The following is a 26,854-nucleotide window of genomic DNA, read 5'->3' as shown; positions in this document are numbered from 1 at the left end:
TCGATCCCCGAAGAAGCCCCGCCCGGCGGGGCGCTCAAGCCCGGAACAGGCCCCCACCCGCCGGGGCGCTTACGTTGAGAGCGGCGTTGCCGGGTGTGGCGATGTCGATATCCGCGATCACCGGCAGATGGTCGGAACAGGCGCGCGCGGCGGTGTCGGTCCAGGATGCGACGACAGGCGCGGTGCTGTAGATCCGGTCGAGACGAAGGATAGGCCGGCGCGCCGGAAAGGTCCGCAGCCGCGTGCGTTCCGGAAAGGCGTGGGCGAGGCTGCGGCGCACCGGCCGCCACGGGAACCAGTCGTTGAAGTCGCCCATCATCACGCGGAGATCGGCAGGACGCCCGGCAGCGGCGATCTCGACCAGCCGCCGGGCCTGCCGCCACCGTTCGCCGATGCCGAGCCCGAGATGCACGGCGACGATGTGGCAGGAAACATCGCCCACGGCGAACCGGGCTTCCAAGGCCGAACGCGGCTCACGGCGACCCTGGGAAACGTCGTGGACCGCGATATCCGTGAGCGGCCAGCGGCTGAACAGGGCGTGGCCATAGTCGCCGTCCGGCGTGACGATCGTCCTCGCCTGGGCGAGATATCCCTCCTCGCCGGCGAGGGCGCGCAGCGGCGTCAGGCATTCCGGTCCCCGGCCGCGCGTGTCGAGCTCCTGCAACGCGAACACGTCTGGCCGGTGACGGGCGATCAGGTCCCTGACCCGACCGAGATCGAAACGGCGGTCCGGGCCGATGCCGCCATGCACGTTCCAGGTCATCAGGCGTAACGTCATCAGGCGCGGCCTGATCGTCGGACGCTGTTCTTCCGGCACGCCGATCCTCATTCCACCGGGCGATATCGGGAAATCAGCCATTGCAGGCCGACCCCCATCAGCACCCAGAGGAGCACGATGACGGCAAGCATCGCAATGCCGCCGGCGGTGGGATTGCTGAACATCTCGGTGAGCTGGTGGCCCAGCACCGACATCACCACGATGCCCGGCATCAGGCCGATCGCCGTGCCGGCGACATAATCGAAGAACCGCAGTCCTGAGGCGCCGGCCACCAGATTGACGAAGGTGAACGGCGCGAGGGGCACCAGACGAACGGCCGCCACCGCCATCACGCCACGGCTGAGCAGGGTCCGGCGGATGCGGTTGGTGCGCGGGCCGATCACGCGCCGCAGCGGGGCGGCGCCGAGATAGCGTCCCACGGCGTAGCTCACCGTGGCGCTCGCCATCGCGCCGGCCATCGCCAGCAGCGCCCCGCTCCACCCGCCGAACACGGCGATGGTCGCGAACACCAGCAGCGTCACGGGAAAGATCACGCATTCGGCGACCACGAACACCGCGATCACCGCGAGCGGCGCCCAGGGCTGCTCGGAAATTCCCTCGATCGCTCGCATGATGCGATCTGTCTGGCCGAGCGGCGACATCTGCCACGCAAGGCCGACGAGCAGCAGCCCGACCAGCGCGACCCCGACCTTCACCAGGAGCCCGACATTGAGGCCTCCAGCCGGCTCGGCGCGCGCCTCCTCGCCGAGGGGCCCGAGCGGATCGACCACCGCATCGAAGGCCGGCACGCTCGCTTCGATGCCGCTCGCCGCGTCCTGCGTCCGGCGCAGGCCGCGCCCGCTGTCGCGGCCGATGGAGTCGAGATAGTTCACCATTGAGCCTCCTTCGCGCCGGACGGCGGCAATCTCTTTCTCGTCGACGCATGCGTGCTCCGCCAGCAGCCGGTCCCGGATGCGGGCGATCGATTGCCGCGTCTCCTCGTCCCGCGCCTCGATGACGAGGTCGCATTCGCTGTCGAGCCCCATGGAGCGGTTGCACAGGTTGGCCGAGCCGACGCGCAGCACCTCGTCGTCGACGATGGTCACTTTGGAATGAACCATGATGTCCTCGTCCCGTTCCCCGTCGCAGCCCTGCGGGTAGAACAGCCGCACGCGGTCGGCGACGCCGGCGTCCTCGAGCACGCTCATGAAGCGCAGGCGGCCGCCGATCATCACCTGTCGCTCGACCACGCCGCCATAGTCCCGTGGCGCCACGATCACGGCTTCGAGATCGGGCCGCTCGGTCATCCGGCGCGCCAGCGCCTCGGCGGTGCCGACATGGGTGACGAACTGGTTCTCGATGTAAACCAGTCGCTCGGCGCGCGAGACCATGTCCGAGAACAGCCGCACCACCTCGGTGACCGGCTGTTCCCGACCGAAATTCGGCATGGTGCGCGCGATGCCGATGTCGATGTCGCGGAAATCCGGTTCGAGGTCTTCCGGCCAGAGATCCGGCGGATTTCGCCGCACGCGGCGCGAACGGGAGAGCCGCTCGAACGCCGCCCGCTGCCATCTTGCGCGCACGAGATCGGCGAGCGCGACGGCCGCGTCGCCGTCGAGGGTCATCTGAACGTCGTGGAACGGGGGGTAGACCACGCCGGCAGGGTCCGCCCGGCGGGCATCGCCCGGCCTGTGCTCCGGGGTGTCCCAGCGGCGGACGGTCAGGTCGAGACCGCCGGTAAAGGCGAGGCTGTCGTCGATCGTCACGATCTTCTGGTGATGGGAGGCTGCCATGGGCAGCACGTCGTCGAGGCAGATTTCGATCTGTCGCGGGGTGAGCCACAGGAAGGAAATCGTCGGCGCAAGCTCGCGCTGCAGCGCGAACACCATCGAATAGTCCCACAGCAGCAGCCGGATGCGCAGCCACGGCCGGCGCTTCACCAGAGCGCTGAGGAAGGCGCCGAGGGTTTCCGGAAAGCCGTCGTCGCAGGTGCCTGAAGGGCCGACCAGCCGCATCCGGCTGTCGATGTCCCAGCCGACGATGTGAATGGAATGGGTCGCTGCGAGCATCGCCTTGCGCAGCACGCCATAATAGGCACCGGCGTCGACCAGAACGGCGGCCCGCTTCGCCCGCGCCAGGCGCCAGACGTTGCGTCCCGGTTGGAGAAGCGGCGTGCCGTTTGTTTCCTGCAGGCTGGGTTCGGCGGAGTGGGCGCGGTCGAGCACGAGCGGGTTCCCGGTGACAGACGGGACCACAACGCACTGCACCGAAAAAGGATCACCCGCGGCCCCTCTTTTGCCGAGTGAGCCGCGGAGACGCGGCCGGCCCGGCCCGGAGGGCCTCTCACCTCACCGCGAAGCGGCGACCGCGACGCCCGCGCCGATCATCGCCCCGCCGGCGGCGCGGTTGAGGCGGCGGACCGCTCTCGGCGTCCGCAGCAGCACCCGCGCCCGGGAGGCAAGCATCACATGCCCACCCACCACCACGGCCTCCACGGCCAGCACGACGCCCGCGAGCACGGCGACATGGCCGGGCGTCAGCGATGCGCCGACCACGTTCGGCAGCAGCGCGAGATAGAACAGCGGCATCTTGGGATTACCCAGATTGAGCGCGAGCCCGGTGAGGAAGACCGCCGGCAGACCACGCCTGCCTGCTGCGGGCTCCGGCGCCGGCACCACCGGCGCGGCCAGAAAGAGCCGCAGGCCCATCCAAACCAGATAGGCCGCGCCGGCATAGCGCAGCACCGTCATGGCCGTCCCCATCTCGGCGGCGACGAACGAAAGGCCGAACGCGGCGAGCGACAGGAAGACGAGGATGCCGGCGACCGTTCCGATGCCGTAGGCGATGCCGGAGGCCGGGCCATGCGAGATCGTGCGGGAGACGATCGTCAGGTTGTCGGGACCGGGACTGGCCGCGAACACGAAAAATGCCGCCGCGAACGCGAGCACGGTGGAGATATCCATGGTCCTCTCCGCTGCCGAAACCGCCGCGGCCGGAGATCCGCGGCGAGGCTGGCCGCACCGTTACACCAGGAACAGGCCATCGCTTTCCCGGACGGCGATGACGACGTCCTGATAGTCGTTGTCGCCGGTGTCGCGGAGGATATCCTCGAAGCCGACCTCGAGATAGCCGCCACCCCCGATCGTACCCGAAAGCACCTGCTCCTTCCCGTCGGGATTATACGCGGCATAGGAGTGGAACACCTGCGCATCCGAGAGAAAGCCCCGGCTCTGGCTGTAGAGCACCCATGGGGAGCCGCCCTCCGTCGACAGGCCGGCGGTGCTCACGAACGACAGATCGTCAGGCAGGTCTCCATAGCTCTCGTAGCCGTTCTGGACGAGGAAGAACCCGATCTGCTGCCCGTCTCCCGGTTTGCCGAGATTGACCGTCTCGCCGGAGGCCGCGGCTTCGAGGGTGTTCTCGAACAAGAGATGGACGTCCGAAATGGTGCCGTTCAGCGACACGCTGTAGTAGCCGAGCATGTTGCTGTAGGACGAAACCGCCGATTCGATCTGCACCGAGAACCCGACCGAGCCGTCGCCGGCCATGAAGGCGGGATTGGCGATGCCGTTGATCAGTCCCGGTGCGACGCTGACGCCTTCCGCCAGGGCCGGCAGGTAGTCGACGAAAGAGAAGGCGGTGTGCGTCTGGCCGTTTGTCTGGCGGGCGACGGCCATGAAATCGCCGCCGGACAAATCGCCGCCGATCTTGAAGCTCGATCCGCCGGCGCTGACGATCGCGCCGTCCGCCGTCCTCGCGACGGCGATGTCGGCCCGGGCAAGGCCGGCGCCGAGGATGCCGATCACGTTATGAAGGCCGAGCCCGGCAACGGAATCGCCGTCGAGATCCGCCAGCGTGTCGGCAAGCATGCTCCCGCCGCTGCCGAACGGGTTCTCCGAGGTTCCGAACACGATGAAGTCGCCGCCCGGCCCGCCGCTGATCCAGTCGCTGCCGACGACGCCGTAGATGTGGTCCCGTCCGGCGTTGCCGATCAGCACGTTGTTGAGTTCCGTGCCGATGATGACGTCGTTGCCGAAACCGCCGATGGCGGTCTCGATCACGGTGTCCGGCGCGATGGCGATGTTGTTGGCGAGCCCCGCGACGCTGGAGAAGCTGCCCGGCGTGAGCCGGATGAAGGCATCGGCCGTGAAGCCGGACACGTCGAGCACGTTGCCGGTGCCGCCGTCCCAGATGGTCAGGACGGGAGTCGTGTTGATGGAGAAGTCGAAGATCGCCTTCAGCGGGCCTTCGATGTTCGAGTTGAAGCCGAACACCTGACCGCCGGAGGACAGCGGACCGTCGACCGGCGCGCCATAGAGCCTCTGCACGGCGGCGATGTCGAGGATCATCGGCGTCTGCAGGTCGCGGTTGCTGCCGTCCGGCGTCTGGCCCCAGTCGGTCCCCGTCACGGTGTAGCTGCCATAATAGGCGGCGTTGGTGCTGCGGTAGTTGATGTAGGACATCAGCGACCACAGGTTCACGTCGTAGGGGCCGAACTGCTGGGTGGCGGGATCGGCGTTGCCATTGTAGGGCCCGCTGTGACCGAGCCCCAGCCCGTGGCCGAGTTCGTGGACGACAGTCGAGAACGGATAGCCGCCCTTGACCTGCAGATCCGTGCTGATCGGCCCGAAATCGCCCTCGTCGGTGGCGATGGAGAGGTAGGGGACGCCCGGAACCGGACTGTTGAGGATATCGCTGCCCACCGGCAGGGTGTCCACGGAATCGAAGGTCCAGAACGCGCCGGCCGTTCCGCGCCGGATCTGGAAGTCGGCCGTGCCGTCGGGCGCCTCGACGAAGGCGACGTTGGCGACCGCCGACCACAGCGCCATGGCCGTGACGAACGCCTCGCGTTCGGTCGCCGTCCAGCCGGAGGAGTCCTCGAAGGAATAGGAGATCGTCGCCGGCGTTCCCGGCTGCGGCGCGCCCCACTTCGTCTCGTTGGAATCGGGATAGTAGAGCGCCGGGATCGTGTCCGACTGCCACGTCGAAAAGGCGTAGGGCGTCAGAAGGCCGTTGCCGTCTACGCCCGATATGAACGCGATCTGCGCGTCGTAGCCATTGTCGATCGACATCGTCCCCCGCCCCACTTCATGCACGCGATTTCATTCACGCGATCGGATGCGCCGGTCTCCGAGACGGCGCATCAATCACGGCCATAGTCTAGTTTGCCCCGGGCGCGGCCGTGAACCTCTCCCGTGCCGCTCAGCCTTCACGATCGCGCGCTCTTTGGAGCGTCTTCCGATCTGAACGGGATATGCTCTAGCCGCGGTCGAGGATATCCCGGACGCGCATCGCAAGCTGTTCGAACGTGAAGGGCTTGGAGATCAGGTGCACGCCCGCGTCGAGCCGGCCCTGATGGACGATGGCGTTGCGCGAGTATCCGGTGGTGAACAGTACCTTCAGGCCCGGCCGCAGGCCCACGGCGGCATCGGCGAGGACCCGTCCGGTCTTGCCCGGCAGCACCACGTCCGTGAACAGGAGATCGATCTTCCGATCCGACTTCAGGATGTCCAGCGCCGCGTCGGCGTCCGGCGCCTCGATCACCGCATAGCCGAGTTCGGACAGCACCATCGTGCTGTAAGCCCTGACGTCGTCATTGTCCTCGACGACGAGGATGACCTCGCCGGCGCTGCTTGCCGGAACTGCGGGTTCCGGCGCACCGGCGCGGACGTCGGCCTTGCCCATGTAGCGCGGGAAGTAGAGCTTCACCGTCGTGCCCTGGCCTTCCTCGCTGTAGACCGTGACGTGCCCTCCGGACTGCTTCACGAAGCCGTAGACCATGCTGAGACCAAGGCCGGTTCCCCGGCCCGTCTCCTTGGTGGTGAAGAACGGCTCGAACACCCGCCCGAGCGTCTCCCGCGACATGCCCATGCCGGTGTCGCTGACCGCCAGCATGACGTACTGGCCCGGGATGACCTCGGTATCGACGGCGGTATAGCCTTCGTCGAGCGCGGTGTTCGCCGTCTCGATCGTCAGCCGGCCGCCCTCCGGCATGGCATCCCTGGCGTTGACCGCGAGGTTGAGGACGGCGTTTTCGAGCTGGTTCTGGTCGGCCTCGACGGTCCAGAGCCGTGGCGACAGCACGCCCTCCAGCTCGATCGGCTCGCCCAGCGTCCGGTGCAGCAGCTCCGTCATTTCCCGAACCAGCAGGTTGAGATCCAGGGGCCGCGGCTCCAGCGGCTGGCGCCTCGAAAACGCCAGAAGCCGTCCCGTCAGGTTCGCCGCCCGTTGTGCGCCCTGCAGGGCCATGTCGGCGGCCCGGGCGACGCGGGCATCGTCACCGGGACGGCTGCGCTTGATGGTGTCGAGCCCGCCGATGATGACCGTGAGCAGGTTGTTGAAGTCGTGCGCGACGCCGCCGGTCAGCTGGCCGACGGCCTCCATCTTCTGCGCCTGCCGCAAGGCGTCCTCGGCGATGGCGCGCTTGGCGACTTCCTGCGCCACGCGGTCCTCGAGATGCGCGTTCAGCACCTGCAGTTCCGCCTCCGCGCGCCGCCGCTGGCGCAGCTCGTGGTCCGCGGCCTGGAACAGCTGCGCGTTGTCGAGCGCGATGGCCGCCTGGCTGGCGAGGCCGAGGACGCGATCCTCGGCGACATCGTCGAACACGCCCGCATCGGAGTGCCCGAAGAACAGCCCGCCGAGCACCTCGCCCGTGCGCGACCTGACCGGTACGGCCAGATAGCTGCGGATGCGCGGGCTGCCTTGCAGCAGATCCTGGTATTGCGCCAGGCGGCTGAAGTCCGGATCCGTGGTGATGTCCGGCGAGCGCACGGCCGCGGCCCCGCCGAATGCCTGCGCGAACAGATGGGTATCGCTCGGCATCGGAAAGCTGGCGAACACCTCCGCCGAGGCCCCCGACAGCGCGGAAAGCCGGTAGCGACTGCCCTCCGCATCGGCGAGGTTGTAGAAGAAGGCCCCGCATTCAGCGCCGGTGATCTCAACCGCGGCGTCCGCGATGGTCTGAACGAGCCGGTTCTGATCGAGGTCGCCGGAGATGGCGGCGGCTGCGCGAACGAGGATCTGCAGCGCCCGCGTCTGTTCCATCAGCGCCACGCTCGCCGCCTTCTCTTCGGTGACGTCGATGACGATGCCGACCATCCTCTTGTGGCCCTTGTCGTCGCTCTCGACGCGACCGCGCGCGATGACGATGCGTTCCTCACCGGAACCATGGACGCGATATTCCGCCTCGTAGGGCTCCCCGGTTTCGACCGACCGGTCGAGCCGCGCCAGCACGCGGTCCTTGTCCCTCGGGTCGAGGGCATGCAGGAACTCCCCGCGCGGAAGACCGATCTCCGCTTCCGGTGCGGCCACGCCGAACACCTCCACCAGCGGTCCCTGGAACGCGATCCGGTCGCTGTCCACGTCCCATTCGAACACCGCGACGCGCCCCGTCGACAGGGCGAGCGAGAGCCGGTCCTGGGTCATCAGGTAGCGCTGCTCGCTGCGGAAGACGGCGCGATTGGCCTCCCGGCGGACTTCCGCCATCTGGATGTTGGAATGAACCCGCGCCAGAAGCTCGCGCGCCGCGAACGGCTTGATGAGGTAGTCGTCGGCGCCGGCCTCCAGCCCCTCGACCTTCGCCTCCTCCCCCGCCCGGGCGGAGAGCATCAGGATGGGGACCTCCGCCAGCGACGGATCGCTGCGGATGCGCTTCAGAAGCCCGAAGCCGTCGAGCCGGGGCATCATGACGTCGGTCAGGACGAGATCCGGCTTGCGGGCGCGGGCGGCCGAAAATGCAGCCTCGCCGTCTCCGGCCATATCGACGAGATAGCCCTGTGACTGCAGCAGGCGACTGACATAGCCCCGCATGTCGGCATTGTCGTCGGCGAGCAGCACGCGCTTGCCGGCCGGCTGTGCGGCGGGGGCTTGCGCGGCGATGGCTCCGAGCCCGGAGACCGACAGATCTCCATCGACCTGGAGCCCCGGCCCACCGTCGGGCAGCCAGCGCAGCGCCTCCTCGACGAATTCGTGCGCGCGGACGACGTCGGCCTCCTCGGAAAGCCCCGCCCTGACGTGCTCGGGCGACAGGTGCTCGCGACCGAACGGCAGGGCGACGGTGAAGGCGGTGCCGACGCCCGGCGTGCTTTCCACCGCGATCCGACCGCCGTGGAGCTTGACCAACTCGTGAACGAGGGCGAGGCCGATGCCGCTTCCCTCGTAGCTGCGGCCCTGCACGCCCTCGATGCGGTGGAACCGCTCGAACAGCTTCGGGATCTCGTGTTCCGCGATGCCGATCCCGGTGTCGCGGACCTCGATCGTGGCCCACCGCCGGTCGTCGGACGGCGCGACGCTGACGCTGATCTCGCCATCGAGAGTGAACTTGAAGGCGTTCGAGAGGAGATTGAGGAGAACCTTCTCCCACATCTCGCGGTCGACATACACAGCCTCGGGGAGCGGCGCGCACTTCAGGTCGAGTTTCATCCCGGCCCGCTCGATGGCCGAGCGGAAGCTGGAGGCGATTTCGGCGCTGAATCTCGCGAGGTCGGTCGGGACATAGGTCGCCCGGATGCGACCCGCCTCGATCCGCGAGAAATCGAGCAGGCTGTTGACGAGCCGGAGCAGGCGCGTGCCGTTGCGGTGCGCCAGCTCCGCCTGCGTCCGCATGTCCTCCACCGATCCGTCGACCGAGAGAAGCTCTTCCAGCGGACCGAGCATCAGCGTCAGCGGCGTGCGGAATTCGTGGCTGACATTGGAGAAGAACGCCGTCTTGGCACGGTCCAGCTCGGCCAGCGCCTCGGCCCGCCGCCTCTCTTCCTCGTAGGCGTCGGCGTTCGCGACGGCGGCCCCGATCTGGCCTGCTGCAAGGCCGAGGAAACCTCGGTATGCCTCGTCGAACAGCCGGTAGGGATTGAGGCCGACGACAAGGATGCCCGCGCGTCCGGTCTCGCCGGACTGGGGCACCGGCAGCACGGCCGCCACTGTCGTCGCCCTCTCCCAAGCGCCGGTCGGCGCCGCCCCGCCGAAGAGCCCTGCGATGTCCGCGACCACCACCGGCTCGTGCGTCCGCAGCACCTCCGCGATCGGCCAAGGCGACGTGCCGTCTGCCGGAAGCGTGGCCGGTGCGGCCGGATGTCCCGCTGGAACGCCGTGGCTGGCGGCGAGGACGGCGGCGTCCTCGTTCGGCGACATCATGTAGAGCAGCGAGAAGGTCAGGTCGTAGGGGTCGGTCGCAAGCGCCGTCGCGCTGCGCTGGCATGTTTCGCGCCAGGAGCGGACATCCGCGGTATGAGCCGCGAGCTCGCTGAGGAGCTTCAGCTGGCGCTCGCCGATGACGCGCTGGGTATCGTCGGTGTTGGCGCAGATGATGCCGCCCGGGTCGCCGTCGTCGTCCGGTATCGGGCTATAGGAAAAGGTGTAGTAGGTTTCCTCGGCATAGCCATGGCGCTCCATGATCAGGAGCTGCTCCTCGACATAGGTGCCTTCTATTCCGCCCATGGCCGTGTTGAGCATCGGCCCGATGTCCGGCCAGATCTCGCGCCACACCTCTGCGGTCGGCTTTCCGAGCGCCCAGGGATGCTTGCCGCCGATGATGGACTTGTAGGCGTCGTTGTAGAGATAGATCAGCTCCTCGCCCCAGCCGATCCAGATCGGCTGACGCGACGTCAGCATGATGCGGACAGCCGTCCTGAGGCTTTGCGGCCAGAACTCGGGATTGCCGAGCGGGCCGTTGGCCCAGTCGTAGTCCCGGATCAGGGCGCCCATCTCGCCGCCACCGGCGAGGAAACGGGGTACGGCGGGATGGTCCGTCTCCGAAAGCCTGGATTCGCTCATGGTCGTCCGTCTGGCTGCCACGCTTCTGTGAAGCGGCGGGGTCTGCGGGCGGGGGGTCAGGCTTTCCTGTCGAGCGCGGCTGAAAGCGCGACCGAGAGGTCGTTCATCTTGAATGGTTTGGACACGACCGCCCGGTCACGGAATTCCGGCGGCAATCCAGCGGCGCCATATCCGCTGGCGAAGGCAAACGGAACGCCGCGCTCGGCGAGAAGATCGGCGACGGGAAAAACCTCCCTGCCGCGCAGATTGATGTCGAGAAGCGCGAAGTCGAAGCCACCTTCGACCACCTTCTCCATCGCCTCGTCGACGCTGGCGGCGGTCGCCGCGAGCGTGCATCCGAGGTCGTAGAGCATGTCCTCGACCGACATCGCGATCAGGCTTTCGTCTTCGACGAGAAGGACCCGCACCCCCTCCAGCCCCATCTTCATCTCCGGTTTAGCGTGTGCCCGTGCGGCTCATTCAGTTTCTTGCAGTTTCTTGGACATCCGGGCCAACCACCCCGGCTTCGACGGTCCCTCAGAGGTCCAGCCGGCCCCCACGGCTCCAGCGGACCCGGCTAAACGCGACATCGTGGAACTGGTTCCGCTCCGGTCCGCGGAAACGAGCGACTGGCCGCAAACGTGCGAGGAGGGAAAGGCGGGACGCGCCCGGCCTGAGGAGGAGATGATGGCGAACGCGAGCAAGAAGCATATCGGCGCCGGCAGCACCGGGAAGGGTGCGGGAAGCGGAGCCTTGACCGACGTGGAGGACGATCTCGTTCCTCAGAACATGGCACTGTCCAATCGCGACAAGAAGCGTCATTCCGACGGCCGGGGGCTCGATTCCAAGGCCGTGCAGACCGATCAGCTTCAGGATCATGCGGCGAACCGCCTCGACGACGAGTAGGCGCCCACCGTTCTGCGACAGCCGATGCGGGCGGCAACGCCGCCCGCATTCATGCCGGCCCGCCGGTCTTCCGGCGCGTCCGTCCCGTCAATGCGCGGGCTGCGACTGCTTCGCCCGCGAGACGATCTGGGTCGGGTTGACGAAGCGCAGCGCCAGCACCAGCCAGAACAGCGTCGTCACCATATAGACCACGGCCATGGCGTCGATCGATTGCGATGCGCGCACGCCCGAGGCGAACACCGCGTAATAGAGCGACACCACCAGCGTCTGGCTCGTCGGCCCGGCGACGAGGAAGGTCAGCTCGAACATCGCGATGGTGCGCACCAGCACCAGCAGCAGGGCCGCGAGCATTCCCGGCAGCAGCAGCGGCAGCAGAATGCGGACGAACAGGCTTCCGGTGCCCGCGCCGAACACCCGGGCGGCGGCTTCGACGCGCGGGTCGATCTGCTCGATGAAGGGCACCATCACCAGCACCACGAACGGGATCGACGGCACCAGGTTGATGATCACCACGCCCCAGAAGCTCCCCCCGAGCCCGATCTGATAGAGCAGCGTGGCGAGCGGGATGCCGTAAGTCAGCGGCGGCACCAGCATCGGCAGCAGGAACACGAGCGTGACCAGCCGCTTGCCGGGAAAGTCGCGCCTCGCCAGCGCATAGGCCGTGGTAATGCCGATCAGGCCCGACAGCAGCGTGACGAGAAACACGATCTCGAAGGTGACGACGAGGACGTCGGTCAGCTGGAACTCCCGCCACGCGGCGAAATACCAGCGCGTCGTGAAGCCCGCCGGCAGCCATGTGCCGAGCCAGCGGGTCGCCAGCGAGTTCACCACGACGGTGGCGATCACCCCGGCGAGGTTGAGGATGAACAGCACCGCCACGGCCCACACCGCCGTGCGCCACAGCTTCGATCCGATGCCACGGTCGCGGATCATGGGTCAGCCTTTCGTGCCGCCGGCCGGACCGCGGTAGAACAGGCCGCGCAACCCGAGCACAAGGAGAATGACGGCGAACTGGACGACGCCCATGATGATGGCGATCGCCGAGCCGAGCGAGTGGTTGTATTCCTCGAAGGCCGCCGTATAGGCGGCGATCGAGATGACGCGCGTCGGTCCCGCCGGCGCGCCGAGCAGCACGGCCGAGGGGAACACCGCGAACGCCTGCACGAAGGCAAGGCAGAACGTGACCGCGAGCCCGGGAACCAGAAGCGGCAGGAAGATGCGCGTGAACCGGCGCCGCGCGTTGGCGCCGAGCGTCGCCGCGGCGTGCTCGATCGCCGGGTCGATGCCGGACACGTAGGATAGCGTCAGCAGGAACGCGAACGGAAAGCCCGTGATCAGCAGCGAGGCGAACACGCCCCAATAGTTGTTGGTGAGCCGGATCGGTGCGTCGAGCAGGCCGATCGTGAGCAGCGTCCGGTTGAACCAGCCCTGCGGGCCGAGGAAGTTGAGCAGGCCCTCCGCCACCAGCACCGTGCCGAGGGTGATCGGCAGCACCAGGATGATCGTCAGCAGCCGCTGCCGCCGCATCAGCCGGACGCGGAACGCGATCGGCACGGCGAGCGCGAGGTTGATCACCGTCACCGGCAGCGCGAGCCAGAGCGTGGCGCCGATGGTGTCGTAGAGGAACGGATCGGAGAAGAAACGCCGGTAGTTCTCGAACCACGGCCCGGTGGCGGGCGTGATCGAGTCCACCACGCCGTAGGCGAACGGATAGATGAACAGCGCGAGCACCGCGAGAAGCCCCGGCAGCACCAGCAGCGTGGTGCCGTCGAACCCGCGGGCCGCGAGCCGGGTGCGCAGCGACGGTCGCGCCTGCCGGTAGCCGGCTCCGAGCACCGCGTCGCTCATGTCCGTGCCTCCGCGAAGACGAGGGTGCGCGCCGGATCGAAACGCAGGGACACCGCCTCGCCGGCCGGCAGAGCGGTTTCGGCGCGGAAATAGGCGGTCGTGTCGTCGGTCAGCGTCGCCGCGCCGAACCAGGCGCGCCCGCGATATTCGATGGAGCGCACGACCGCCTGGATGCCGCCGTCGGCGCGCGCCGCGACGAGGTCTTCCGGACGCACCGCGACGGAGACGGCGGAGCCCGGCGCATGGGCCATGGCCGCGGGCAGCACGAGGCGTCCGCCGGCGATTTCCACGGTGCCGGCGCCGTCGACGATCCGGCCGGAAACGCGGGTGCGGAAGCCCATGAAGTCGGCGACATCGGCGCTCGCCGGCCGCTCGTAGAGATCTTCCGGCGTGCCGACCTGGCGGATCACGCCGTGCGACATCACCACGATCCGGTCGGCGAGCGACAGGGCCTCGTCCTGATCGTGGGTGACATAGATCGTGGTGGAGCCGATGGCGTCGTGGATCGCCCGAATCTCTGCGCGCATCTCGAGCCGAAGCTTGGCGTCGAGGTTGGAGAGCGGCTCGTCCATCAGCACCAGCGGCGGGCGGATCACGATGGCGCGAGCGATCGCCACGCGCTGCTGCTGGCCGCCGGAAAGCTGGCCGGGCAGCTTGTCGGCCTGGGATTTCAGCCGCACGAGGTCGAGCGCCGCATCCACCCGCTGCTCGGCTTCGGCACGGGGAACGCCCTGCATCGCAAGGCCGAAGCCGACATTCTTGCGGATCGTCATGTGCGGGAACAGCGCGTAGGACTGGAACACCATCCCGAACCCGCGCTGCTCGGGCTGGAGTTCATGGATCGCGCGGCCGTCGACGCGGATCTCGCCGCCGGTGAGCGGGATGAGGCCGGCGATGCAGTTGAGCGCCGTCGACTTGCCGCATCCGGAGGGACCGAGCAGCGCGATGAACTCCCCGCGCTCCACCGTCAGGTTGATCCCGTCGAGCGCGCGGTAGGTGCCGAACGCCCGTTGCAGGTCGATGAGTTCGAGGCGGCCGCCGCCGGCGGAAGGCGCCGCGGCACGGCCGGCCGCGCCGGCGAAGATGGTGTGGGCGTTCATCGCGTGCTTGCTCCCGAAGGCAAGGGGCGCCGGCGGCGTGCCGGCGGCGGGAAGAGCGGCCGGGGCGAGAGCCCGGCCGCCGCAGGTCCAGTCCGGATCAGGTCCGTTCCGGCTCAGGTCTTCTTGGCGCCGATCCGCTCGTCCCAGATGCGGAACGCGGCGACGATCTTGTCGGCGTCGAGCGGCACCTCCAGCGGGGCGTCGGCGATCCACTTGTCGTATTCGGGACGGCCGAACTCCTTGATCGCCTGCTGGCTCGCCTCCGGCGCCATCGAGAGCGGCACGTCCTTCACCGCCGGGCCGGGATAGAAATACCCCTCGTCGTAGGCATAGGCCTGCGCCTTCGGCGTCAGCATGAAGTTCATCAGGTCGAGGAGAACGGCGAGCTTCTCCTCGGAAACACCCTTCGGCACGACCATGTAGTGGGCGTCGGTCACCCAGTGGAAGCCGGCGAGGGTGCCCACCTGGGCCTCCGCCGGCACGGTGCCGAGCACGCGGGGATTGATGTCCCAGCCGGTGGTGGACGCCACGATGTCGCGGGTGCCCTCGCCGAGCTCTCGCATCGTCTGGGTGGTGCCGGAGGGGTAGTATTCGATGTTCTGGCCGAGCTCTTCCAGATAGGCCCACGTCTTGTCCCAGCCCTTCTCGGGATCCTTCGGATCGGAATCCTTGAGGATGTAGGGCAGGCCCATCAGGAAGGTGCGTCCCGGTCCGGAATTGGCGGGGCGCGCATAGAGGAACTTGTTCTTGTGCTGCCGGGTCCACTCCAGCAGTTCCTCGGCGGTCTTGGGCGGGGTGGGAACCCGGTCCGGCATGTATTCGATCAGCGGGCCGGACGGGTAGTAGGAGACGACGACGCCATGGTCGTCGGCGATCGCCTGCATCTTGAAGGCCTGCGGGATCAGGATCGCCTGCAGGTCGGGAAGGTCCGCCTTGTAGGGCGCGAGATCGGTCCAGATGTTCTGGGCGAGGCCGGCGGAAAGCGCATCTGTCCCCGTCAGCACCAGGTCGATGTCGACGCGCCCGGCAGCCTGCTGGGCCTTGAGCTTGGACGGCAGTTCCGGCGCCGGCGCCTTGGTGAAGGCGATGCGGCTGACCCATTCCGGCTTGGAATCGGCATAGAGCTGGAGTGCGGCCTGGGTGAGCGCCAGGTTGCCGGCGACATCAGCCACGGTGAGCGTGACGGGGGTCGACGGCGCCTTGAGGGCGGCGAAGGCCTTGCCGCCGAACAAGGGAACGCTGGTGAGCGCCGCCGTGGTCGCCAGGAAGCGTCTGCGGTTCATGTGCATGGTCGGTTTTCTCCCCTTTGCCGGCGCCTTTTGCTGGCGCCTGGATTTCTGCCGGTGCGTTTTCGTCCCGGCAGCATTGTTCAAAGCCGATACGCATCCCTCGCGAGCCGGTAGGCGAGGTCCGTCGCCATGTCGTGCGCCTCGTCCTCGTCGAGCCGGCCGTCCGAGACGAGGCGGGCGAGCCAGGCGCAATCCACCCGCCGGGCGACGTCGTGCCGGGCGGGAATCGAGAGAAACGCGCGGGTGTCGTCGTTGAAGCCGACGGTGTTGTAGATGCCGGCGGTCTCGGACGTGGCCTCGCGGAAGCGGCGCATCCCCTCGGCACTGTCGAAGAACCACCACGGCGGCCCGAGCCGCAGCGCCGGATAGTGGCCGGCGAGCGGGGCGAGTTCGCGCGAATAGGCGGCCTCGTCGAGGGTGAACACGATCACCGTGACCGACGGGTCGTTGCCGACGACGGAAAGCAGCGGCCGCAGAGCGTGGACATAGTCGGTGCGCGAGGGGATATCGGCGCCCTTGTCGAAGCCGAACCGCTGGAACAGCAGGGCATTGTGATTGCGCACCGAACCGGGGTGGATCTGCATCACCAGCCCGTCGTCCCGGCTCATGCGCGCCATCTCGGTCAGCATCTGGGCGCGGAACAGTTCGCGGGCGGCGGCATCGGCCGTGCCCGCCCGCACGGTGTCGAACAGGGCGGCGGCGTCCGGTGTTGCGAGGTCGGCGGTCAGGGCCGTGGGATGGCCGTGGTCCGTCGCGGTCGCGCCGCGCGCCTTGAAATAGGCCCGGCGCGTGCGATGGGCGGCGAGATAGCCCTCCCACGTTTCCGCCTCGCCGGTCAGGTCGAACAGTCGGTCGAGCGCCGCCGCGAAGCCCGGCCGGTCGGGATCGACCACGGCGTCTGGCCGATAGGTCGGCACCACCCGGCCATGCCAGCCCGACGCGCGGATCGCGTCGTGATGGGCGAGATCGTCGAGCGCGCCGTCCGTCGTGGCGATCGCCTCGATGCCGAAACGATCGTAGAGGGCGCGCGGCCGCATCGCCTCGTCGCCGAGTGCCCCGGCGATGCGGTCGTAGAGGCGGTCGGCATTTTCCGGCGAGAGCCGTTCCTCGATGCCGAACACGGTTTCCAGCGCGTGCTCGAACCAGAGACGAGACGGCGTGCCGCGAAACAGTCGATAATGCGCGGCGAACAGCTGCCAGATTCGCCGTCCGTCGGTCTCGACCGGGCCGCCATCGACGCGCGGCACGCCGAGCGCCTCGAGCGGAACGCCCTGAGAGTAGAGCATGCGGAAGATGTAGTGATCGGGAATGACGAACAGCGCCGCCGGATCCGGAAAAGCCGGGTTCCGCGCATACCACTCGGGCTCGGTATGGCCGTGCGGAGAAACGATGGGCAGCCTCTCGACCTCGGCGAACAGGCGCCGCGCAACGGCGCGTGCCTCGGCCTCGATCGGCAGCAGCCGGTCCGGATTGAGCGCCATCGGTCCTCCCCTTTGGCTTGCCGGCCTTGTCGTTTTTGTGCGGCCTTGGCGATCCCTAACAACTAATATATTAGCATGTCAATTCGTTCGATCCGGTCCATGGGCAAAATGAGCGTGTCCTCCCTTCCTGATGCAACCGCCGCGGACACGCTTCTCCGGCCCTCTCCGGCGCGCCGGATCACCTCCGCGACGCAGGTTTTCGAGGTGCTACGGGCGGAAATCATCGCCCTGCGGCTCCCGCCGGGAACGCCGCTCCAGGACAAGGCGCTGATCGCCCGCTTCCAGGTCAGCCGCACGCCGGTGCGCGAGGCCTTGATCAGGCTGGCGGAACTCGGGCTCGTCGACGTGTTCCCGCAATCGGGCACGTTCGTGTCCCGCATCCCGGTCTCCGCGATTCCCGAGGCGGTGCTGATCCGCAAGGCGCTGGAAGGCATCACCGTGGAGAAGGCGACCCGCGCCGCCGCTCCGAACCGGATGACGGCGATCGACATGGCGATTGGCCGCCAGAAGGTCGCCGCCCTGCTCCACGACGTCGACGCATTCCACGAGGCCGACGAGGCCTTCCACGCGGCGGTGGCCGACCTCGCCGGCCATCCCGGCATCTGGACGCTGCTGACCCAGGTGAAGGCGCAGGTCGACCGGGCCCGCCGCCTCACCCTGCCGATCCTCGGGCGGATGGAGCAGGTGCTCGCGGAGCACGCCGTGATCCGCGACTGCATCGCCGCGGGCGATGCAGAGGGGGCGAAGGCCGCCATGGACGGCCACGTCTCGGCCGTCATCCCGGACATCGAAAAATTGCGGGGCCGCTCTCCGGACTATTTCGTCTGACGCGGGCGCAATCGTCCGCCCTCCTCACCCCGGATCCCGCAAGCCGGTCAACGGGTTCGCGGAGTGGCCTTCCCGGCCCGTGGAACGGCGTCCATTCGCGGGCGGGCGCGCATAAGTCCTGGAATGGCCGGATCGTGACGCCCGTCCGACGCGGCATTTCCTTTCCGGCCATGGTTGGAACGCCTGTCCCGTCACGCGGTTGTTAGGGGGTCCTTCCCCTCAGAGAGCTCCCGCCACATGAGACAAGTGCTCCCCGGCTCGGCATTCCCGCTCGGTGTCACCGTCGACAGCAAGGGAACGAACTTCGCGCTTTTCTCCGACAATGCCACGGGCGTGACGCTCTGCCTGTTCGATCGCAACGGCGAGACCGAGCTCGAGCGCATCGACCTGCACGAATGCACCAATGGCGTCTGGCACATCTACCTGCCGGGCGTCGGGCGCGGCCAGACCTACGGCTGGCGGGTGCACGGCCCCTGGGCGCCGGATGCCGGGCATCGCTTCAACCCGAACAAGCTCTTGCTCGACCCCTATGCGCGGATGCTCGTCGGCGGCATTCAGTGGAACGATGCGCTCTACGGCTACCGGATCGGCGCCGGCGACGATGCCGATCTCATCATGGACGACCGCGACAGCGCCCCGTTCATGCCCAAGGCGCGCGTGGTGGCCGGCATACCCTATTCATCGAGCCAGCATCCCCGCATCCCCTGGCCGAAGATGGTGATCTACGAGGGTCATGTCCGTGGCCTGACCATGCGTCATCCGATGGTGCCGGAAGCGATCCGCGGCACCTTCACCGCCCTCTCCCAGCCGGAATTCATCGACTACCTGTCGGGCCTCGGGGTGACCGCGCTCGAACTCCTGCCGATTCACGCCTTCGCCCAGGACCAGTATCTGCTCGACCGCGGGCTCTCCAACTACTGGGGCTACAACACGCTGTCGTTCTTCGCGCCGGAGCCGCGCTATCTCGGCGAGGACGGGCTCGATTCCATCGGCGAGGCGGTCGACCGGCTGCACCAGGCCGGCATAGAGATCATTCTCGACGTGGTTTACAACCACACCTGCGAGGGCAATCACCTCGGCCCCACGCTGTCGTTCAAGGGCATCGACAACGCCTCGTACTACCGGCTGCTGCCCGGCAACGGCCGCTACTACGACGACATGACGGGCTGCGGCAACGCGGTGAACACCGATCATCCGCGGGTGCTGCAGATGGTCATGGACTCGCTGCGGATGTGGGCGACGGTCTACGGCATCGACGGCTTCCGCTTCGACCTCGCCACGACGCTCGGCCGGCGGCCGACCGGGTTCGATTCCGGCCATGCGTTCTTCAACGCCATTCTGCAGGACCCGACCCTCGGCGGCCTGAAGCTGATCGCCGAACCCTGGGACGTCGGTCCCGGCGGCTACCAGCTCGGCGCGTTCCCGCCCGGCTTCTCCGAGTGGAACGGCGACTATCGCGACAAGGTGCGCGAGTTCTGGTGCGGTTCGGAAGGCCTGCTGCCGAGCTTCGCCACCCGTTTCGCCGCGTCCCAGGACATCTTCTCCGAAGGGCGCCGGCGGCCGTGGTCCAGCGTCAACTTCATCACCGCCCACGACGGTTTCACGCTCCACGATCTCGTCACCTACAACGACAAGCACAACGAGGCCAACGGCGAGGACAATCGCGACGGCCACGACGACAACAAGAGCTGGAACTGCGGCACCGAGGGCGAGACCGACGATCCCGGCATCAACGCCCTGCGCAAGCGCCAGAAGCGCAACCTGATCGCCACCCTTTTCCTGTCCCAGGGCGTGCCGATGCTGCTCGCCGGCGACGAGCGCTCGAACTCCCAGGGCGGCAACAACAATGCCTATTGCCAGGACAACGAGATCGGCTGGGTCGACTGGTCGAACGACGATCCGGAACTCCCGGAATTCGTCGCCCGGCTGGCGGCGATCCGGAAGAAATATTCCTCGCTGTCCCGGCCGGAATTCCTGACCGGCACCCGCAACGACCGCGGCCAGCCGGATGTCGCCTGGTTCAACACCAGCGGCGAGCGCATGCGCGAGGAGGACTGGGACAACCCGCACTCCAAGTGCCTGACGCTGCGGCTCGCACCGGTGCTGGAGGACGAGCCTTCGCTCGTGATCATGTTCAACGCCTCCCATGTCGATGTCGAGTTCGTCGCTCCGCCTGTCGAGTCCGGTCACTGGGAAGCGATCCTCGCCACGGGCGACGACCTCGAAGGCACAAGCCTCGAAGGCGGCAGCACCTTCACCCTGCCGGCGCGAACCCTCGTGCTGTGGGAGTGGCATGAATGATCCCGACTCCATGCCGCTTCGGGCCGGAGCCGACAGCATCCGGCGTTCGCTTTCGCCTGTTCGCTCCCGACGTGAGTGCCGTCGACCTCGAGATCGACGGTCTCGGAATCCTGCCGATGCTCGAAGCGGGCGGCGGCTTCTTCAGGGCCGACGTGGCGGGCGCTGTGCCCGGGCTGCGCTATCGCTTCGTGATCGACGGCCAGGCCGTTCCCGACCCGGCCTCGCGGATGCAGGCGGAGGATGCCGACGGATGGAGCGTGCTCGCCCCGGCCGTTGTGCCGCCTCCGAAGGGCCTGTCCCGGCCCTGGCACGAGGCGGTGATCGCCGAGGTTCACGTCGGGACGGCGACGCCGGAGGGCACCTTCCGGGCGCTGATCGGCCGGCTCGATCACTATCGCAATGCCGGTTTCACCGCGATCGAGCTGATGCCGGTGGGCGAGTTCCCCGGCCGGCACAACTGGGGCTATGACGGGGTGCTGATCTATGCGCCCGACCGCGCCTACGGCACGCCGGACGATCTGCGCGCGCTCGTCGCCGCGGCCCACGGGCGGGGTCTCGCGGTGATGCTCGATGTGGTCTACAACCATTTCGGGCCGAGCGGAAACTTCTTGCCGCTGTACGCGAAGTCGTTCTTCCGGCCGGATATCTCTACGCCGTGGGGACCGGCCATCGACCTCGGTAACGGGACTGTCCGGGCGTTCTTTGTCGAGAACGCGGCGTACTGGCTGTCCGATTTCGGCTTCGACGGGCTGCGCTTCGATGCGGTCCATGCCTTCGCCACCGACGGCGCCGGCACGTTCCTGCGCGAGATCGCGCACGCCTGCCGCGCCGTGCGGCCCGACGCCTGGCTCGTGCTCGAAAACCACGACAACATCGCGGAGTGGATCGAGCCGGACGCGCGCCTCTTCACCGCCCAATGGAACGACGACTGGCACCACGCCTTCCATGTGCTGGCGAGCGGCGAGGGTAGCGGCTACTACGCACCCTATGCGCGGGATGCCTGCGCGGCAGCGGCGCGGGCGCTCGCGGAAGGCTTCGTGTTCCAGGGAGAGCCCTACCCCGACGCGGGCGGCAAGCCGCGCGGCACGCCGAGCGCCGGTCTGCCGCCGGAAGCGTTCGTCGCCTTCGCCCAGAACCACGATCACATCGGAAACCGGGCGCTTGGCGACCGGCTCGCCGGTGCGCTCGCGCCCGAGCGGCTCGCGCTGCTGCGTTTCGTGCTGATGCTGTCGCCCTCGATCCCGCTGCTGTTCCAGGGCGAGGAGGCGCTGCTGCCGAAGCCGTTCCCGTTCTTCTGCGATTTCGGGGGCGATCTCGCCGATGCGGTGCGAACCGGCCGCCGGGCCGAGTTTCCGGATTTCTTCATCGGTCATGAGGACGCCGATTTCCCCGATCCGCTCGACGAGCAGACGTTCCGGTCCGCGGTCCTGACCGAGGGCGACTATGCGGCTCCCGGCGCGCGATGCGCGCTGGCGTCTTTCCGAAGACTGGCACAGGCCCGCGCGCGGCTGATCTGGCCGCTTGCCGCCGGCACGTTCCTCGGCGCGGAAGGGGAGTGCGAGGGCACGGCCATCGTGACGCGCTGGCGCTACGAGGGAGGCACGCTCGTTCTCGCCCTCAATACCGCCGACACGGAGGCTGAAATCGCCGTGCCGGCCCTTGCTGCGCCGGACGAAACCCTTGGGGCGTTCGAGCTGTCCGGCGACCGTCTCCATCTCTCCCCGTTCGCGGCCGCCTTCTGGAGCCTGCCCGCATGACGCAAGCCCCTGTCACGTCCAACGGCGCGCCCGCATTGCGCGCCACCTACCGGTTCCAGTTCCACCGCGACTTCACCTTCGCCGATGCCGAGGCGCTGGTGCCCTATCTTGCCGATCTCGGCATCAGCCACCTCTACGCCTCCCCCATCACCATGGCGGTGCCGGGCTCGACCCACGGCTACGACGTGACCGACCCGACCAGACTCAATCCCGAACTCGGCGGCGAGGATCGGCTGGAGCGCCTTTCCAGGGCGCTCGCCGGCCACGGCATGGGCCTGATCATCGATATCGTGCCCAACCACATGGCGGCTTCCACCCGGAATCCGCACTGGATGGAGATGCTGGAGTTCGGGCCGGCATCGCCGAAGGCGCGGCTGTTCGACGTCATCTGGGAATCGGGGCGCCTGCTGCTGCCCGTGCTCGGGACGCCGCTTCAGGAAGCGGTGGACACGGGCGCGCTGTCTCTACGCCTGGATGCCGATGCGGGCCGCATCGTCGCCGTCGCCTATGGGGATCACGCCTTTCCCCTCTGTCCGGACAGCGTCGCCCAACTCCTCGACGCCGCCACGGCGCGGGAGCCATCGCTCGGAGCCATCGCCGCGACTTACCGGTCTCTGGTGACCGAGGCGGATGCCATCGGTATCGGACGGGCTGAGGAAGCGCGCCGCCGGCTGTCCAGGCTTGATGACGCCGGCCGCGCCGCTCTCGAAGCGGCTCTCGCGGAGGCGGATCTGTCCGCCGTGCTCGATGCCCAGCACTGGCGCCTCGCGTGGTGGCGCACGGCGTCCCACAGCCTGAACTACCGGCGGTTCTTCAACATCACGGAACTCGCCGGCGTCCGGATCGAGGACGAAGGGGTGTTCGAATTCGTTCACCGCCTGCCGCTCGATCTCATCCGCCGCGGCCTCGTGCACGGCCTGCGCGTCGACCATATCGACGGCCTCGTCGACCCCGCCGGCTATTGCGAGCGTCTGCGCGAGGCCGTGGGTGCGGGCGTGCCGATCTTCGTCGAGAAGATTCTCGAACCGGGCGAACGGCTGCGGTCGTGGACCGTCGACGGCACCACCGGATACGAGCGGCTCAACGACATCAACGGCCTGTTCGTCGACCCCGAGGCCTACCGGGCGATCGAGGACGATCTGCGGCGCCGGCACATCCTGACCGGCACCCTCGCCAGCCGTCTTGCCGCCGCCAAGCGGCAGGTTCTGGAGACGAGCCTCAGGGCCGAGGCCGACCTCCTCGCCCGCCTCGCCCGCGATGGTCTCGACGACGCCATGGCCGCCGGCGATCTGACCGAAGCCGCGATCCGGCAGGCCGTCGTGGCGATGATCGTGCACTGCCCGGTCTATCGTTCCTATGCGACGGACGAGGGATTCACCGAGGACGACGTCGCGGTCTGGACGGCGATCCGTTCGGCCGTGGAGGCGAACGAGGATCCGCTGACGGCCAGCGCCGTCGCGCTTCTCATCGGTCGCCTCGAACGGCCGGAGACGGCGAGCGACCGCGAATTCCGCAGCCGCTTCCAGCAATTGAGCGGGCCGGCGATGGCGAAGGGGTTCGAAGACACCGAGCTCTATCGCGTGCCCGTCCTGCTCTCGGTCAACGAGGTCGGCGGCAGTCTCGAACATCCCGCGCGAACCCGCGAGGAGCTCCACGACCTGGCCGCCCGGCGCGCGGCAGGTGGCGCCCGCGATCTCGTTCCGCTCGCCACTCACGACACCAAGCGCGGCCCCGACACACGCGCGCGTCTCGATGCGCTCGGTCTCGTGCCTGAACGCTGGCTTGCATTCCTGACTGAGCAGGAGCCGCTGCTTGCCCGCCTCGCTCGCAGGCAGGACGGTGTCGACCGCCCCGACGCGATCGACCGGCTGCTGATCGTGCAGACGCTGCTTTCGACCTGGCCGGTGTCCCGCGAGCGCATCGACGCCTATCTGGAGAAGGCCCTGCGCGAGGCGAAGCGGCACACCAACTGGGAAACCCCGGACGAGGCCTACGAGCAGGCGGCCCGCGAATTCGCGGCAGCGCTGACGACCGCGCCGGAAGGCGAGCCCTTCCGTGCCGCTCTCGTCGATCTCATCGAGGCGCTCGCGCCTGCCGCCCGCCTGATCGGATTGCAGCAGGTGGTGCTGCAGCACACCCTGCCCGGCACGCCCGACATCTATCAGGGCACGGAGTTTCGCGATTTCTCCCTCGTCGACCCGGACAACCGCCGCCCGGTGGACTGGGGGCTGCGAAAGGCGGCGCTTGAGGCGGCCGACGATGCCGGCGCGGGCCTCGACCCGGCCGATGCGGAGAAGTTCGCGCTCACCCGTTCCCTGCTCGGCCTGCGTCGGGAAACACCGTGCCTCGTCCGCGGCGGCTACGCGCCGCTCGATGTCGAGGAGGATGGGTGGCGGTGGTTCGCCTTCGAACGCACCGCGGACGACCAGACCGTCCGCGTCATCGTCCCGACCCGGTTTGCCGAACTCGGCCGCGGGGCAAGCGCGGATGTCGAGGCCGCTTTTTCCGAGCCGTGGCAGGGAGAATGGATCGCCCTCGACGGCCGCCCCCTCAAGCGCGAAGGCCGGCGCCTCATCCTGTCTCGGTCCCGCCCGTTCGTTGTGGCGCGGAAAGCGTGACCATCACGAAAGCCGGAGCGGCGTTGATCCGCCGGCCGGCTGTCCGCCGGGGTGCGATGTCGACGCTGGCATTCAGCCAACGGCCATCACGCCGCCCGGGCGTCTCACGGTCCCGGCGGCGTCGGCAAAATTCCCTCAGATCGGAAAGAGCGGGACGGTCGATGCGCCCGCTGTGGGGTGCGTGGCAGCACAGCTAATGGCGGTGTGACTGCCGGCTTGCGCGCGACATCACCTGCCTGAAAAAACGGGTGCCGGCTGGAGGCCTCCCTTTCAGGCACACTGTCCTGAACGGAACTGGCTCCAGGCCGGCACCCTGTAATCACGCCGCCTGCAGGGCCTTCTCGTTGACGACCTGATCGGCGAGCTTGGTCAGCGTCTCGTCGGTCTTGGATTCCTCCTGCAGGGTGGCATCGAGCAGCTTCACCACCTCGTCCATGCCCAGCACCTGCGCCCAGCGCCTCAGCGTGCCGTAGCGGCTGATTTCATAGTGCTCGACGGCCTGAGCCGCAGCGGCGAGACCCGCGTCGAGAGCCGGCTGGCCCTTGAACTCCTCGAGGATCTCCTCGCCTTCCTCCAGGATGCCTTCGATGGCCGCGCAGGTCTTGCCCTGCGCGCGCTTGCCGAGAAGCTCGAACACCTGCTGCAGGCGTTCGATCTGGCCTTCGGTCTCGTCGCGGTGCTGCTCGAAGGCGGCCTTGAGTTCCGGCGACTGCGCGCCGCGCGCCATCTTCGGCAGCGCCTTCACGATCTTGCGCTCCGCGTAATAGATATCCTTCAGGGTGTCCAGGAACAGGTTTTCGAGTGTCTTGCCAGCCATATTCGTCTCCTGTGGTCGTGTTGATGAAGCCCCCAGCAAAGAACGAAAGCAAGCAAAGTTGGTTCCGGTTCTTCAATATTTGCTGGTTATTCCAGATGTCTGAGACAGGTAATATCGAAATTTGAATCAAGTCAGCGCAGAAAGACGGCGGTTCTTCACGTCTTCAGCGTGGAAGCGGACGGAAATGACACGCGCCGCCTGATCGGTACGGAAGGTCCGTCCGGTCGATGCGGAAGATCGCGACGACGCCTTCCCTCAACAACAATGCGCCGACAGCGGAGCCGCGCTCGCCCGGCTTATGTCTTCCTGTCCGGCGTCGATTCCTCGTTCCTCTCGGCGTCCCAGTCGGCGCCGGTATTCTCGCCGTCGCTCGTCACCCGCGGCGTCGCGGCCGAGAGGCCGCTGTTGTCGCCACCGCAATCGACGTCGGCGAACTGGCCCTCGGCGTCCTTCCTCACGGTGTCGGCCGTGCTCTTGCGGGCCGGCACGACGGGCGCCGCGACCTTGCCGCGCGCGCGGCTGTTGTCGGGACTGTCCTGATCGGCCATCGCCGTCCTCCCTTTGTCGTCCGCGCGGGCCTCTTCCCGCGCCCCACGGCCCACGCGGTGCGGGAGCACCGCCGCAGGGCCGAGCGGAGACGGCGGATCGCCGCCCCGCCTTCCGTTTCCTTTATCGCTTGGCGACCTCGAGATCGGCTTCCTCGCGCAGCAGATGCTCCTGCGCCACCTCGCCCATGTGCTCTTCCAGCCACTTGGCCATCGCCTCTTCCTCGCGGCAGATCTCCTCGCAAACCGCCGCCGTCTCGAGGTCGCCCTCGATGCGCGCGGCCGCGCTCAGAATGCGGTACGAAGCGATTTCCATGTGCTCGAACGAATAGCTCGCCAGCACGCCCTTCACGACCTCGTCGCCGGCGAACAGGCCGCTCATATTCTGCATCGTCGCGGTGAACTTGCCCGCGAAGTCCTTCAGGCCGGAGGACGAGGCGTTGCGCCGCTCCAGGCAGCGTTCGAGGCGCTTGGCCTGGGTGCGGGTCTCCTCAAGGTGCTGCTCGATCCTCGCCTTCAGCGCCGGATAGGTCTTGATCCGGTCGGCCTGGCCGCTCAGAAGCGATTCCGCCTGCTCTTCCATGGCGTGAGCGTCGCGAAGCCACTGATCCACACGGCTTGTCATGTCGGCCATTGCTGTCTCCCTCGTTCGAACCCTCGAAGGGCGCCGATGCGCCCCGTGCTGGTTGAACCCGGGTGGGCGGGCCACGTTCCGGCAGCGTTGATTTCCGACGCTGCGGTCTCGCGCCGCCTTTGGAGCGCTTTCCGATCTGATGGAAACATCAGATCGACAAGAAATCGCTCCAGATTCAAAAGCTAGAGCATATCCTTGTCGTTCGGATCGGTTCGATCTGAAC

General features: G+C 67.9%; 19 protein-coding genes. 5 read left to right on the top strand and 14 right to left on the bottom strand.

Annotation, left to right across the window (positions count from 1 at the left end; all coding sequences use genetic code 11):
• Positions 1–34: 34 nt before the first annotated feature.
• From BUF17_RS15450 to BUF17_RS15425, 6 genes are all read right to left on the bottom strand, one after another.
• Complete coding sequence (locus BUF17_RS15450) at positions 35–778, bottom strand: endonuclease/exonuclease/phosphatase family protein (protein WP_073630644.1); 744 nt, start codon at positions 776–778, stop codon at positions 35–37.
• A gap of 47 nt (positions 779–825) precedes the next feature.
• On the bottom strand, positions 826–2,982 hold the full coding sequence (locus tag BUF17_RS15445; RefSeq protein WP_244530906.1) for a VTT domain-containing protein: 2,157 nt from the start codon (positions 2,980–2,982) through the stop codon (positions 826–828).
• Positions 2,983–3,105: 123 nt separating this feature from the next.
• Positions 3,106–3,720 carry a LysE family translocator gene (locus BUF17_RS15440; protein ID WP_073630294.1) on the bottom strand — a complete coding sequence of 205 codons (615 nt, stop codon included), beginning with the start codon at positions 3,718–3,720 and terminating at the stop codon, positions 3,106–3,108.
• Positions 3,721–3,780: 60 nt separating this feature from the next.
• Positions 3,781–5,829 carry a M10 family metallopeptidase C-terminal domain-containing protein gene (locus tag BUF17_RS15435; RefSeq protein WP_073630292.1) on the bottom strand — a complete coding sequence of 683 codons (2,049 nt, stop codon included), beginning with the start codon at positions 5,827–5,829 and terminating at the stop codon, positions 3,781–3,783.
• A 187-nt stretch (positions 5,830–6,016) separates the two neighbouring features.
• Positions 6,017–10,528 carry an ATP-binding protein gene (locus BUF17_RS15430; protein WP_073630290.1) on the bottom strand — a complete coding sequence of 1,504 codons (4,512 nt, stop codon included), beginning with the start codon at positions 10,526–10,528 and terminating at the stop codon, positions 6,017–6,019.
• Between the two features lie 56 nt (positions 10,529–10,584).
• Entirely contained in the window at positions 10,585–10,950 is a 366-nt protein-coding gene (locus BUF17_RS15425; protein ID WP_210215452.1) for a response regulator, read from the bottom strand.
• Positions 10,951–11,194: 244 nt separating this feature from the next.
• Between BUF17_RS15425 and BUF17_RS15420 the strand changes: the two genes are divergently transcribed.
• Entirely contained in the window at positions 11,195–11,413 is a 219-nt protein-coding gene (locus tag BUF17_RS15420) for a hypothetical protein (RefSeq protein ID WP_073630642.1), read from the top strand.
• Positions 11,414–11,500: 87 nt separating this feature from the next.
• On the opposite strand, the gene BUF17_RS15415 is transcribed toward BUF17_RS15420, so the two are convergent.
• The 5 genes from BUF17_RS15415 to uxaC form a co-directional block, all read right to left on the bottom strand.
• A complete protein-coding gene (locus BUF17_RS15415; RefSeq protein ID WP_073630286.1) occupies positions 11,501–12,346 on the bottom strand; it encodes an ABC transporter permease in 846 nt (281 codons plus the stop codon).
• 3 nt (positions 12,347–12,349) lie between these two features.
• A complete protein-coding gene (locus BUF17_RS15410) occupies positions 12,350–13,261 on the bottom strand; it encodes an ABC transporter permease (RefSeq protein WP_073630284.1) in 912 nt (303 codons plus the stop codon).
• The gene (locus tag BUF17_RS15405; protein WP_073630282.1) at positions 13,258–14,361 is read right to left on the bottom strand and encodes an ABC transporter ATP-binding protein; all 1,104 of its coding nucleotides are present in this window, start codon (positions 14,359–14,361) and stop codon (positions 13,258–13,260) included. Before BUF17_RS15405 ends, BUF17_RS15410 begins: the two co-directional genes overlap by 4 nt.
• Before the next feature lie 113 nt (positions 14,362–14,474).
• Positions 14,475–15,650, bottom strand: coding sequence for an ABC transporter substrate-binding protein (locus tag BUF17_RS15400; RefSeq protein WP_073630280.1), 1,176 nt, complete (start codon positions 15,648–15,650; stop codon positions 14,475–14,477).
• 80 nt (positions 15,651–15,730) lie between these two features.
• A complete protein-coding gene (gene uxaC, locus BUF17_RS15395) occupies positions 15,731–17,131 on the bottom strand; it encodes a glucuronate isomerase (RefSeq protein ID WP_073630278.1) in 1,401 nt (466 codons plus the stop codon).
• Between the two features lie 108 nt (positions 17,132–17,239).
• On the opposite strand from uxaC, the gene BUF17_RS15390 reads away from it, so the two are divergent.
• The 4 genes from BUF17_RS15390 to treY all read left to right on the top strand — a co-directional run bounded on the left by BUF17_RS15390 (position 17,240) and on the right by treY (position 24,635).
• Complete coding sequence (locus BUF17_RS15390) at positions 17,240–17,959, top strand: GntR family transcriptional regulator (protein ID WP_244530921.1); 720 nt, start codon at positions 17,240–17,242, stop codon at positions 17,957–17,959.
• Between the two features lie 237 nt (positions 17,960–18,196).
• A complete protein-coding gene (glgX, locus tag BUF17_RS15385; RefSeq protein WP_073630274.1) occupies positions 18,197–20,260 on the top strand; it encodes a glycogen debranching protein GlgX in 2,064 nt (687 codons plus the stop codon).
• Positions 20,257–22,017: a malto-oligosyltrehalose trehalohydrolase gene (gene treZ / locus BUF17_RS15380; RefSeq protein ID WP_073630272.1), complete on the top strand. Its 1,761-nt coding sequence runs from the start codon at positions 20,257–20,259 to the stop codon at positions 22,015–22,017. Before glgX ends, treZ begins: the two co-directional genes overlap by 4 nt.
• Positions 22,014–24,635 carry a malto-oligosyltrehalose synthase gene (treY, locus tag BUF17_RS15375; RefSeq protein ID WP_073630270.1) on the top strand — a complete coding sequence of 874 codons (2,622 nt, stop codon included), beginning with the start codon at positions 22,014–22,016 and terminating at the stop codon, positions 24,633–24,635. The genes treZ and treY overlap by 4 nt, the downstream gene beginning before the upstream one ends.
• A gap of 319 nt (positions 24,636–24,954) precedes the next feature.
• Here treY and BUF17_RS15370 read toward each other — a convergent pair whose 3' ends face one another.
• The 3 genes from BUF17_RS15370 to BUF17_RS15360 all read right to left on the bottom strand — a co-directional run bounded on the left by BUF17_RS15370 (position 24,955) and on the right by BUF17_RS15360 (position 26,631).
• The gene (locus tag BUF17_RS15370) at positions 24,955–25,452 is read right to left on the bottom strand and encodes a YciE/YciF ferroxidase family protein (protein ID WP_073630268.1); all 498 of its coding nucleotides are present in this window, start codon (positions 25,450–25,452) and stop codon (positions 24,955–24,957) included.
• 296 nt (positions 25,453–25,748) lie between these two features.
• Positions 25,749–26,000, bottom strand: a complete 252-nt coding sequence (locus BUF17_RS15365; RefSeq protein ID WP_073630266.1) for a hypothetical protein — start codon at positions 25,998–26,000, stop codon at positions 25,749–25,751.
• Positions 26,001–26,121: 121 nt separating this feature from the next.
• Entirely contained in the window at positions 26,122–26,631 is a 510-nt protein-coding gene (locus BUF17_RS15360) for a ferritin-like domain-containing protein (protein ID WP_073630264.1), read from the bottom strand.
• Between the last annotated feature and the right edge of the window lie 223 nt (positions 26,632–26,854).

Source organism: Pseudoxanthobacter soli DSM 19599 (assembly GCF_900148505.1).
Lineage (GTDB): Bacteria > Pseudomonadota > Alphaproteobacteria > Rhizobiales > Segnochrobactraceae > Pseudoxanthobacter > Pseudoxanthobacter soli.
The sequence above is the reverse complement of the archived record's forward strand: the minus strand, read 5'-3'. Positions and strand labels throughout refer to the sequence as shown.